The sequence below is a fragment of the Psychrobacter halotolerans genome, assembly GCF_039680845.1.
Taxonomy (GTDB): Bacteria; Pseudomonadota; Gammaproteobacteria; order Pseudomonadales; family Moraxellaceae; genus Psychrobacter.
This window is the reverse complement of record NZ_JBDKWD010000001.1, coordinates 258222-270909: the sequence shown is the minus strand read 5'-3', so window position 1 is coordinate 270909 and position 12688 is coordinate 258222. Positions and strand designations below refer to the sequence as shown.

Annotated in this window: 8 protein-coding genes; 2 read left to right on the top strand and 6 right to left on the bottom strand. The window is 45.0% G+C overall.

Annotated elements, in window-relative coordinates; translation table 11 throughout:
- Positions 1-42: 42 nt before the first annotated feature.
- The 5 genes from AAJP47_RS01150 to AAJP47_RS01130 all read right to left on the bottom strand — a co-directional run bounded on the left by AAJP47_RS01150 (position 43) and on the right by AAJP47_RS01130 (position 6178).
- The gene (locus AAJP47_RS01150) at positions 43-1461 is read right to left on the bottom strand and encodes an FAD-binding oxidoreductase (RefSeq protein ID WP_346716078.1); all 1419 of its coding nucleotides are present in this window, start codon (positions 1459-1461) and stop codon (positions 43-45) included.
- Positions 1462-1591: 130 nt separating this feature from the next.
- Positions 1592-3250, bottom strand: a complete 1659-nt coding sequence (locus tag AAJP47_RS01145; protein ID WP_346716077.1) for an ABC1 kinase family protein — start codon at positions 3248-3250, stop codon at positions 1592-1594.
- A gap of 95 nt (positions 3251-3345) precedes the next feature.
- Complete coding sequence (locus tag AAJP47_RS01140) at positions 3346-4041, bottom strand: ubiquinone biosynthesis accessory factor UbiJ (RefSeq protein ID WP_346716076.1); 696 nt, start codon at positions 4039-4041, stop codon at positions 3346-3348.
- A gap of 138 nt (positions 4042-4179) precedes the next feature.
- Positions 4180-5346, bottom strand: coding sequence for a bifunctional demethylmenaquinone methyltransferase/2-methoxy-6-polyprenyl-1,4-benzoquinol methylase UbiE (gene ubiE / locus AAJP47_RS01135; RefSeq protein ID WP_346716075.1), 1167 nt, complete (start codon positions 5344-5346; stop codon positions 4180-4182).
- Positions 5347-5464: 118 nt separating this feature from the next.
- A complete protein-coding gene (locus AAJP47_RS01130; RefSeq protein WP_346716074.1) occupies positions 5465-6178 on the bottom strand; it encodes an FFLEELY motif protein in 714 nt (237 codons plus the stop codon).
- A gap of 237 nt (positions 6179-6415) precedes the next feature.
- Here AAJP47_RS01130 and AAJP47_RS01125 point away from each other — a divergent pair, with 237 nt between their 5' ends.
- Positions 6416-8149 (top strand): ATPase, encoded by a 1734-nt coding sequence (locus AAJP47_RS01125; RefSeq protein ID WP_346716073.1) that lies wholly within the window; start codon positions 6416-6418, stop codon positions 8147-8149.
- An 818-nt stretch (positions 8150-8967) separates the two neighbouring features.
- The gene (locus AAJP47_RS01120) at positions 8968-10575 is read left to right on the top strand and encodes an inorganic phosphate transporter (protein WP_346716072.1); all 1608 of its coding nucleotides are present in this window, start codon (positions 8968-8970) and stop codon (positions 10573-10575) included.
- A 138-nt stretch (positions 10576-10713) separates the two neighbouring features.
- Here the strand turns inward: AAJP47_RS01120 and AAJP47_RS01115 are convergent, their stop codons facing one another.
- Positions 10714-12372 (bottom strand): aminotransferase class I/II-fold pyridoxal phosphate-dependent enzyme, encoded by a 1659-nt coding sequence (locus tag AAJP47_RS01115; protein ID WP_346716071.1) that lies wholly within the window; start codon positions 12370-12372, stop codon positions 10714-10716.
- Between the last annotated feature and the right edge of the window lie 316 nt (positions 12373-12688).

Below are 12688 nucleotides of genomic sequence, written 5' to 3'. Positions count from 1 at the left end.
GTTAAGGCATGCGTATTTTTTATTGGTGACTGTTTAAGTAGATTAAACCGCCGGGAGGGTTTGCGGCCAAATTTTACCCGGGTTTAAGATATTATTGGGATCGAGTGCTGATTTGATCGCTTGCATCAGCATCAAAGCATTGCCATGCTCTTGTTGCATATACTTTTGTTTGCCTTGACCAATACCGTGCTCACCAGTACAGGTGCCGTCCATTTCAATGGCGCGTTTGGCCAATCGACCTATAATGTCTTCTGCCGTTTTGATTTCTTCAGGGTTATTGGTATCGACCAGTAGCAGAACATGAAAATTACCGTCACCGACGTGACCGACAATAGGCCCAATCATACCAGACGCTTCGATATCTTTTGCCGTCTTACTGACGCATTCAGCCAAACGTGAGATCGGTACACAAGCATCAGTAGAGAGGGCACTGGCTTTAGGTCGTAGAGCAGAGCTGGCATGATAGGCGTTGTGCCGTGCTGTCCAAAGACGCTTGCGCTCAGCTTCATTGGTATCCCAAGAAAAATCACTGCCCCCGAACTCTTCGATGATGTCCGTAAACATTTGCGCTTGCTCACGAACATGGGCTTCTGTGCCATGGAACTCAACAAATAAGGTTGGGGTTTCGCTCAGACTCAGATTGTCGTACTGATTGCAGGCTTTGATTTGCATTGCATCAAGCAGCTCAATACGAGCAATGGGCAAGCACATCTGAATGGTCAACATCACTGCCTGACAAGCGTCTTCAATGGTTGGAAAATGACAAATCCCGCTACCAATACATTCACTAATGCCAAACAGTTTAAGCGTAATCTCTGTAACGATACCAAGCGTGCCTTCTGAGCCTATCATCAACCGCGTTAAATCGTATCCAGCGGCCGACTTTTTGGCGCGTGTTCCTGTACGAACGATCTCACCAGTTGCCGTGACGACTTCCAAGGCAAGCACCACATCTTTCATAGTGCCGTAGCGTACGGCATTGGTGCCTGATGCGCGGGTGGCAACCATCCCGCCAATACTGGCATTGGCACCAGGGTCTATCGGAAAAAACAGGCCAGTATCCCGTAAGTAATGATTCAATTGTTCACGCGTTACCCCCGGCTGGACGGTAACGGTTAGGTCTTCATTGTTGACCTGCAAAATAGCATCCATGGCATGCATATCGATACATAATCCACCGTAGGGTGCATTTAATTGACCTTCTAAAGAGGAGCCAATGCCAAAAGCAATCACTGGCATATGATGCTGATTGCAAATCTCCACAGCCGTCGCCACGTCTTGTTTATTCTGTACCGTCAACACCGCGTCAGGTGGCTGGTTGGCAAGCCACGTCATCGTATGCCCATGCTGCTCACGTAACGTTGCATTGGTGCTTAATTGTTTACCAAAACGGGTTTTCAAAGCTTCAATCGCGACACGATAGCCAGGTTTTACAGTCTCGTTGAGGGCAGATGCTGACATATTGGACTCCTACATATAACAGGTGTTTTCGCCGAGTAGACGAGAGGTAAAACAAGATATCGTCGCTTATTGAATGACGCGTTGGGCGTTACCTTTTATTGATAGGTTTAATAGTAAAGCAATCAAACAGCTAAGCCAAGATTCGCCAAACGACGACCAAGATAGCCAATAGATAAAAGATAGGCGCAAACCAGCCGACTTGGGTTGCTATGGCAATAGACACGGCAAATCCTGCAAGCGCTAGCCAATCACGGCGGCGGTCGTTCAACATGTCAGCGCGTATTTGCTGGATTTCTCGCAATTGACTGTCTTGACGTGATCCTTGTGCAGCCAGACTCTGCAACCCTTGGTCAAGCAGTTTGGGAATATCTGTGGTTGATAGCAATAGCTCTGGCAACTGCGCCCGTAATTGTTGTAAGTTACGCATAGGATCGAGTTGCTCTTTTATCCAGCTGCTTAAAATAGGTTTGGCAAGTGACCAAATATCAAGATCAGGATAGAGATCGCGCCCAAGTCCTTCCACATGAACCAAGGTTTTAAGTAGCAGCATTAGCTGCGGCGGGATGCTCATATGATGGCGGCGTGCAATGTCCAAAATCTGCATCAAGACGCCTGCAAAGTCGATGTCATTAATGGATTTTTGTAGCATTGGACCGACTGTGCGTTTCATATCACGCATCAGCGCATGCTTATCGGTATTGGGCGGTATCCAGCCTGCTCGACTGACAATATCAACCATCGCAGTGAAGTTATTATTCATTACCGACAAGAGCATCCGCGCGACGATGAGCTGATCGTCTTTTGACAAAGTACCCATGATAGCGCAATCAAGGCCGATATAGCGCGGCTCATGACCTAAGTCTACCGCTGCCATATCAGCGCTCAATGTTTTGACAGGCGGTGTTTCTACAAAGACATTACCCGGATGCATATCAGCATGAAAGAAGTTATCACGAAAGACTTGAGTAAAAAAGATGGTTAAGCCTTTTTCTGCCAATGCCGCACGGTCATAACCCAGCTTATCAAAGACCTCAACTTGTGAGATAGGAACGCCCTGAATTCGCTCCATGACCATCACGTTTTTGGCAGCATCATAGACTTCGGGCACATACATCAATGCTGAGCCTAAAAAGTTATTACGCATCTGTGTGGTATTGTCCGCCTCAAGCGTCAAGTCCAACTCGTTTAGCATCACTTGGCGATAGTCTTCGACAATATCGATGATATGTACCGCACGTGCAGCCTCGATACGAGCCGATGCCCAGTTGGCAAGCTCACGTAATAGCTCAAAGTCCGCCACGATGGTCGTGCGAATATCGGGACGCACTACTTTTATGACCACTTCACGCCCGTCGTGCAAAGCAGCCGTATGTACTTGCGCAATAGAAGCAGCCGCCAAGGGTTTTACATCGAAGCGAGCAAATAACGTACCGATACTTTGACCCAGCCCATGCTTAGGATCTTGTATTTGGGCAATAGCGACATTGGAATCAAAAGGCTTGACCTTGTCTTGTAATTGCACCAATTGCTCAATAATGTCAGGTGGCACCAAATCACGACGCGTTGATAAAAGCTGTCCCAGTTTTAAAAATAGTGTACCCATGTCCTCGAGTGCATACTTAATGGCATTCGGTTGATGTTTTTTACCCCAAGCGGCTGGGTGCATACGAATTAGACGCGCTACGGGTTGCAGCTGCGGTGCCTCTTCAACCGAAAAATGGGTATCAAGGCGATACATGGCGGCGATACGCCAAAGCTCTAGTAAGCGTGCACGGTGGGATAATAGCATGGGGTATGGGTACTCTACAGAAAGTCGAAAATAGGACAGGGCGTTATGTATTACTGGGCGCCGCTCAATCAATCGTGTTGATTATTGATGGTTGGTTATCGATTATTAATAAATTGAGCCTGCTCGTTTTTGATAGCGGCAAGTCTGGCTTCTTCCCGTTCGACATCAGCACGTAGCTTGAGCAGTTGCTGCTTGAGGTCGTTGACCTCGCTCATCTCCACAGGATCAGCGGTGCTATTGCCTGCCACATCATTGGCCCAATCACTCACGTCATCAAAGGCGCGCTTGGCACTATGACGCCAGCTGCCTTTGAGCTGTGAGATCAATAGATGCAACTGACTTGCCATCGGTTTGCCAATCAAGGGTTCAAGCTGACCGGCGATATCTGGATCAAAGCCTGCAACCAACTGTTTCAGTTGCATCAGCACTTTATAGTCACCCTCGATTGGTAGGTTGCCTTCTGTACCGCGCATCAGGTTCAATAGTTGCGCCGGATTATCAACGGTGATGACACAGTCGGGACGGCTATGACCCATGCGTGCGCGCTCCATGCTGGCTTTTTGACGCTCATCCATCTGGCCGCGTGCCTCAAATACGCTCTCTGTGGTCACAGGTTCAAAGCGTAATCGCTCCTCTGTAAACAAGATGTCTAAATTGATTTCAGGCATAACCATATTGAGTCGTAACACTTTCCCAGCGAGCGGTGCCAATCCAGCTTTGGTGATCTCGTCACTTGTAATCGCAAAATTAATCAGTTTTTCGGCACCAGCCAAAAGTAAGACAGTTAGCATAAGGCTCTCGCATCTTTGGGTGCGCCTTAAAAAGACGCATCGGTTATAGGATCAGGGATTATGACTATATTTATGGTTATGCTTATAGTTATCTGAAATTATTAGGTTTATTCTATCATTGACGTTTGACGTTTGACGTTATGCTTTAAAACCACGATGCACAGCGACGATACCAGCGGTTAGGTTATGATAATCGCAATTCTCAAACCCTGCTTGTTGCATCATCTGTTTTAATGTTTGCTGATCAGGGTGCATACGAATCGATTCGGCCAAGTATTGATAACTCTCAGAATCATTAGCAATGATTTTACCCATCATCGGTAATGCAGTAAAAGAGTATAGATCATACGCTTTAGACAACGGCTCAAATACAGGTTTTGAGAATTCTAAAATCAACAATCGACCGCCGGGCTTGAGTACGCGGTACATGGCTTTTAGGGCTGCGTCTTTGTCGGTGACGTTGCGCAAACCAAAGCTGATGGTAACCAAATCAAAACTTTCATCATCGAAAGGCGCAAGCGTTTCAGCATTTGCCAAAACAAAGTCTACGTTGTTACAGCCAGCATTAATCAAACGCTCACGGCCGACCTCAAGCATTGCAGCATTGATATCTGACAAGACAACGTGGCCGTTTCTACCAACTTCGCGGCTAAAGACTTTGGCTAAATCGCCCGTACCGCCAGCGATATCGAGTACATGCTGACCAGAACGCACCCCTGACAAACTAATGGCATAGCGTTTCCACAGACGATGAATACCAAAAGACATCAAGTCATTCATGATGTCGTATTTTTTAGCGACTGAGGTAAACACATCTGCCACGCGGGCTTGCTTTTCAGCTTTATTGACGGTTTTATAACCAAAATGCGTTTCTTCATTACCATCAGTATCCGGCGTATGCGGGTTGTTGATGTCATCACGCTGATTAAATAGGGTTTGCTTAGTCGTCTGAGTATTTGCACGACTATTGACGGTATTATTTACAGAATTATTCAAACTGTCATTATGGGTGTTGTTTTGATTGGTGTTGTTATTTGGCATAGTGGTTTGTTGGCCTTGTGGCGCTCCAGTTGGTAGGTCTTGGACTTTCGTAAAATCGTTGGTGCTATTAGCAGCAGCGGGCGTACTGGTTTCTTTCACTGCGTTAGAAGTAGCAGCATGAGGCAATTGACTGGTTCGTGCTTGAGCCTGCGCGCTGATATTTTGATTATGAGCAATGCTATCCTTGACCAATTTATCTTGTATATGACCGTTGGTGGTAGAGGTTTGCCCCTGAGGTGCATTATTATTTGTGTTATCAGTCATCGTCTGGTCCTATTATTCATTGTTATGATGGTCGTTTCGAGAGTATTTTTTATGATGAGCTTTTCAGTAGCGATCAATCAACAGATAAAAACAACTGTCAGCTCGTTCATGATAATTCCTATGATACACCAAACGCTAGTGGCTTACCGCCATTATCCGTATCATGAACTTGGTCAATAATCATAAGCTCACGTTCGCAAAACGGTTCAATAAAGCCGCTCACACTGTCTAACGGACGCATGGCGATAAATCCAGCATCAATAAAGTCATATAAGGGATGATAGTTATAACGGTAGGCTGTCCCTTTAGCCAAGGCAAAGGCTTTTTGCAACATAAAGGAGTTAATATACTTATCAGTGCGATAGCAAACTTCTTTTAAATGCCCAATCTGTACGCGTCTGGTATCTGCTTCATCGACAGCACGATAGGCGGCCAGCATGTTGTCTTCATTCACTGGCAACTCTTGACTGAGTAGCCATTCGGCCAAATGCAAATCCAACTCTATCGCTAAAATTGCTGCCTGTATGGCCATACTACCAGTTTCTAAAGCAGCCGCTGGCGCAAAACGTTCTACCTTTTGGGCTTTGGGTACAATGCGTTCTAACTGCTTGGCAAGCTGTTTAAACTCATCGCCGCCGTAGAGCTGCGTCAAAAAATAATTGGCCATCAGTTGGTTCTGAGGCTGCTCGAAAAGGGCTTGATGCGTATGCTGAATACGTTGGCGTTGCCAGTCTTGTACCTCATTGAGTTTAGCGTTCAGAGCTGAATCTTCGTGATAAGGTAATGCCCAAAAACGTATCAAATGCTGTTGTAAATCGGCTAAAGCGGCCATGACAAGTAAACCTAGATAAAAGTAAAAAAGAGGATCAAAAAATGGAAGTGGGGCAATCAAGATAATGGCATTTTGAGATAAGCGTACTTATAACAGGCTATATCTAAGATTGTGTTCACCTTAAAAGAAAATAAAGCAGAATACAAATGTCAAACTGTTACATAGCTGCGTTATTTACTCAATGGGTCGGGTGCTATGATAAAGCCGATACGCTTTTAATCCTAGGAGACGGTAGTGATGAGCAAAAAAAAGAATAAAACGACGCCAGCTGAACCACAAGCAGTCAGTGCCCAATTTAGCGACACAGTGGTCGAGCAGCGCTTAACACCCAACCCGTTAAGCCAGTTTTCTATGGATAAAGATGCGCTTAGACTAGCATTGGTCACAGCCCAATATGCCCTACGTGCCACGCGGCAACAACCACCGACGACGACGAATAAACCCACAGGACTGTTGGTGCTGGTCAACGGTATGGAACAAGCCGGTAAAGGCTCCGCCGTCAAGCAGCTGCGACAGTGGGTAGATCCAAGACTACTCAAGGTCGAGGCTACCATCGGCGACTGTCCACTGGCGTCCCAGCCCATTTGGCAAGCCCATACCCAAATGATGCCGCGCCATGGTGATGTCATGGTTTATTTTGGTAACTGGTACTCTGACTTGCTCTATAACGCCATGCGTCTGGCGCTGTCGGACAATGACAACGACAACGACAATGACAGCTCTGACAAAGCTGAAAACGCTGACACATCAAAAGACAGCGATGCTAATACCTCTAATAACGATAACAATAAAAATAACAACAATGACGAGCGACTCAATGAAACATCGGAAGCGTATTTGCAGCAGCAATTGACCGAACTACAAGCGTTTGAAAAAGATTTGGTCGCCAATCAAACCAAACTGCTTAAGTGCTGGTTTCATGTTGATATCGACACACTTCAAAAACGGCTAACTGATGATGAGCCTGACCCTCAGTTTTTGTATCAAATTGATTGGAACAATAAAAAGGTCATCGAAAAATTTAATAAAGTAGCAGCGACCTTGCTGCGGCAACAGGATGACTGGGTCATCATAGATGGTAAAGATAAGTCACAAGCGGTCAATCAATTTTGTCATGAAGTCCTGCACGCAATGCAAAACGCCTTATCGAGTAGTCAAACAAGTCCTGACGCGCGATCGGAAAATCCCTTAGTAGATAAAAAGCAGGATAAGCAAAACGGGAAAACAGAAAAATTTAACCCTGTCAAAATACCCAAAATTCTAAAAGACATCGATGATTCAAAAATAGACAAATCCGACTATCAGACAGCGCTGGCAGAAAAACAAGCTCGTCTTGCTGAGCTGCTACGCGCCCGAGATGGTCATCATATCGTCTTCGCCTTTGAAGGTATGGACGCGGCTGGTAAGGGCGGCGCTATTAAAAGACTGGTGGCACCGCTCGACCCGCGTGAGTATCAAATTTATAACATTGGAGCGCCCATGCTTTATGAAGCTGAGCATCCTTATCTGTGGCGTTTTTGGACACGCCTGCCAAATGAGCAAACTGATCGCATCAGCCGCATTGCCATCTTTGATCGTACTTGGTACGGACGCGTGCTGGTTGAGCGCATTGAAGGCTTTGCGGCTAACGACGAGTGGCAGCGTGCTTATGATGAAATCAATCGTTTTGAGGCGGATTTAGCGGCGGCTGGCACTATTGTTATTAAATATTGGTTGGCTATTGATAAAAAAGAGCAGCTCAAACGCTTTGAGGCGCGCCAAGAGACACCGCATAAGCAATTTAAATTGACGGACGATGACTGGCGTAATCGAGACAAGTGGTCAGACTATGTGCAATCGGCTGCTGATATGCTGGCACGTACGGATACTGAGCAAGCACCGTGGTGCATCATCGCAACCAATGATAAGCGACAAGCGCGTTTGCAGGTGTTAGACCATGCGATTGAACAATTAACAGCACTATATAGTTAGTTCAAGATAAAATCGACACGGTAATAACAACGTTCTAAATAGCAACGTGCTAAATAACAACATGCTACTGAGTAAATTTCTCTTGCTGGCTGTGCGCAAGCGTGACAGAAGGTGCAAAAACTTGCCGCAGCAGCACGGTATCGGTTTTAAAGTAATTCGGCAATATAAATACTGAGGAGTGAAGACTAGGATATGAATAAGGTGTGAAAGTTTTGATTTTAAAAAATCAGTGACTTATCGCTATTTTTTTCTCAATACCACCATGAATTTAAAACCCAAACAATTATTGCAAAGCGCGTATAATTGGCCGCGAAATAACGAGATTATCTGCGTCAAGTCGCAGTAGTTACAAATCTTGCAATATCATCATGCATTCTGTGCTTATATTTAATATAATAGGCGCGTTATGGCCTTGGTGGTGGCAGAACTAGGCGTGTCTAATGAAGCATGGTTAACCTTGATACGGTGCTTTGAGTGTCTTGCCTAAACTTGTGACTAAGCCTTTACTAAGCTTGTGACTAAGCCTGTAACTAAGTCTGTAATGATGACTATGACTGTATTCGCTTCCGTATGAGCAGTTCTTTATAAAAGTATTATTATAAATACCTAAGCCGCAAGATGCTGTAATCAGATGATTTGGCAATGTCACTTGCGGCTTTGTGACATATTGAATGTCAGGGTTTTTACCCTTTAAAAAGTATATTGTATATTTTATAGATGACATCTTGATGTCAGATGTCATAACAAACATGACGATAGCAGCACCATGCCATTAACCGTATATAATTTCAATCAGCTTACGCAGGACGTATCAACGTATGGGTATTAGCAGCAGTTCTACAGAGCCAACCAAAACCGTCGGCTCTATGAGAATAAATCTATTTTTTGCCATTTTACTGATTGCGATGACCGCCTACTTTTTGTGGTGGGGTCTAGACTACACAATGCGTCAACAGACGACGCTCTTTATTGTAGCAACCGCTTTTGGTGTCTTTATGGCATTTAATATCGGTGGGAACGATGTCGCTAACTCCTTTGGTACCTCGGTGGGTGCAGGGACATTGACGATTCCGCAAGCGCTTGGTATCGCAGCGATATTTGAAGTCTCTGGTGCCGTGCTGGCAGGCGGCGAAGTGACAGACACCATCCGAAGCGGTATTGTCGATTTGGATGGGCTGTCGGTGACGCCCAACCAGTTTATTTATGTCATGTTGTCAGCGCTTATTGCTGCTGCATTTTGGTTGTTGTTTGCCACCAAAAAAGGCTTACCCGTTTCGACCACTCATGCCATTATCGGCGGCGTGATCGGTAGCTCCATTGTATTGGGTATTACCTTAGGTGGGACTGATATGGCGTTATCCACAGTAGATTGGGGAACGGTTGGAACCATCGCGATCTCTTGGGTGTTATCACCGTTATTAGGCGGTGTTTTCTCCTACCTTTTATACGGTCAGATTAAGAAAAATATCATTGAGTATAATGATAGAACAGAGGCGCATATTGCGGTTCTAAAAGCGGATAAAAAGACCCTAAAGCAGAACCACAAAGAGTTTTTGGACGGGTTAACAGAGTCAGAGCAGCTGGCCTATACTTCAGCAATGCTACGTGATCAAGAAATCTATAAAGATGATGATTGCGTGGTTGAAGATTTAGAAACCGACTATTATAAGCAGCTTTATGAAATTGAAAATGAGCGCGGTAGCTTAGATACTCTAAAAGCACTAAAACAGTGGGTACCTATTATTGCGGCGGCAGGCGGCGCGGTCATGACGTCTTTGGTTGTATTTAAAGGCCTTAAAAACGTCAATAGCGGTATGACGACGCTCCAAGGCTTTTTAATCATGGGCATGATCGCAGCGCTTGTGTGGCTTGCGACCTTCATTTATACCAAGAGTATTCGCGGTAAGCATAAAGAAGACTTGACCAAAGCGACCTTTATTATGTTTAGCTGGATGCAGGTCTTTACCGCGTCTGCCTTTGCCTTTAGTCATGGCTCAAATGATATCGCTAATGCGGTCGGTCCTTTTGCTGCGATTATGGATGTGATTCGTACCAATAGCATTGCTACAGAAGCGGCTGTACCGCCTGCTGTGATGTTGACATTCGGTGTTGCTCTTATCGTTGGTCTTTGGTTCATCGGTAAAGAGGTGATTCAAACCGTGGGTACAAATTTGGCAAAAATGCATCCGGCGTCTGGCTTTTCCGCTGAGCTGGCAGCGGCGGCTGTCGTTATGGGTGCGTCAACGATGGGCTTGCCAGTGTCTAGTACGCATACGCTCGTTGGGGCTGTGCTTGGCATTGGTATTGTCAATAAAGATACCAATTGGGCGCTAATGAAGCCAATTGGGCTAGCATGGGTTATTACACTTCCTGCGGCGGCTATTATGTCTGCTATCAGTTATCTGTTGCTGAGAAGTATCTTTTAATACCAATTTGACTATGGTTCTGGGTTTTTACTACTTAAACGGGTCAAGGCACTGACATAAAAAAGCTTAATAAAAAACGCTTATCGGCATCATGCCGATAAGCGTTTTTTTTGTGTTCGAGCCGCGTTTAAGCAATGTTCAATCTGTACCAAATTGCTTACGTTTTTTGGCAAAAAAGCGATCTAAGCGATCCATTGCATCTTCTAGGTCATAAAGGTTTGGCAAAAATACCAAGCGGAAGTGGTCGGGCTTGTCCCAATTAAATCCTGTGCCTTGTACCATCAAAACATTCTCATCGATAAGCAAATCCATCATAAAGCTCATATCATTCTCGATTGGGTAAATATCTGGATCCATCTTTGGAAAGCAATAAAATGCCCCTTGTGGCATGGTACAAGAAATACCTTTAATCGCATTGAGTCGCGATACCGCCATTTCGCGCTGCTTGTATAGGCGACCGGTTTGTGACGTCAAATCTTTCATACTTTGATAACCGCCCATGGCCGTTTGGATGGCATACTGACCTTGAACGTTGGAGCACAAGCGCATCGATGCCAGCATATCTAAGCCTTCAATAAAGTCGGCAGCATGTTGCTTACGCCCTGACACCATCATCCAGCCTGCACGAAAGCCAGCGATACGGTGTGATTTTGATAAGCCATTGTAGGAGAGAACTAGTACATCGTCGGTCAAAGTGCTCATCGGCGTGTGTACGGTATCATCATAAAGAATGCGGTCATAAATCTCATCGGCCATGATGATTAAATTGTGCTCTTTAGCGACATCAATAATTTGCTTGAGTAAGTCATCACTATAAAGCGCACCAGTTGGATTATTGGGGTTAATGACCACAATACCCTTGGTTTTACTCGTGATTTTAGATTTTATGTCTTCAATATCAGGATGCCAGTTGTCCTCTTCGTTGCAGCGATAATGCACGGCTGTACCGCCGGATAGATTGGTCGCCGCTGTCCAAAGCGGGTAGTCTGGCATCGGAATCAACACCTCATCACCATCATTCATCAAGGCCTGCATGGTCATCACAATCAGCTCAGAGACACCATTACCAAGATAAACATCGCGCACATCGACGGCTGACAGTAGTCCTTTAGATTGGTAGTACTGCAAGACCGCTTTACGCGCCGAAAAAATCCCTTGCGAATCCGAATAGCCAGTTGCTTCAGGCAAGTTCATAGCCACATCTCGCAAAATCTCGTGCGGGGCTTCTAAACCAAAGGGTGCCGGGTTACCCACGTTCAGCTTTAGTATGCTTTTGCCTTCAGCCTCCATTCTATTGGCGGTCTGTAATAGAGGGCCACGAATGTCATAGCAAACGTTTTGTAATTTATCAGATTTTTTAATTGTATTCATAGAGTGACCACTCATGGGATTTTTTTGTGACAGTTGCTGAGTATCAGAGGTTAGGGGTAACCCACTTATTTGAGTTTTATGATTAGGCGAGGCTGATGTTGTCGCAGTACTATGTCGCTCTTCGCTCACTTGGACTGCCGCACTGATTGACGTTGTATTATTATCGCCATCACTATTGGCTTCGTTTTGATGCTCGCCGCGCAATAAATAGCCTTCACTACAGCCTAAAATACGCGCGAGTGTGGGCAATTTGGATGAGACGATACCATTGGTACCACGCTCCCAATTAGAGATTGCACCGCGACTTACTTTTGCGCCTGCGGCGGTCATTGCTTGTGCCAATTGTTCAGCCGTCAGCCCTTTAGCACGGCGTAACTTTATCAATCGCTCAGCTTGTGAGTTTACGTGCTTGTCATCAACTGTCATCGTTTATGCCTTTTTTAATCTCTTACTCTGTATTAGAAAATACTTTAAAGAGCGTTTTTTAGTATTTGCAACGTAAATTAAACGCTAATGCAAGATATTATTGCATGAATAATAAAAACGCAAGTCCCAGCCCAAGTTTTTTTAAGATAATATAAAATTGCAAGAATAACTTGCATTACGTAGGTCTTCCATTATTTATTTGCTCAAAATTTATGTTTGAGCGCCTTAATTAATAGGGTACTGCGTTCGTATTTTCACCACTTGTCCCTTGAATAGTGAGTCGGTAACCAGCAGATACAACACATCGTTTTTATAA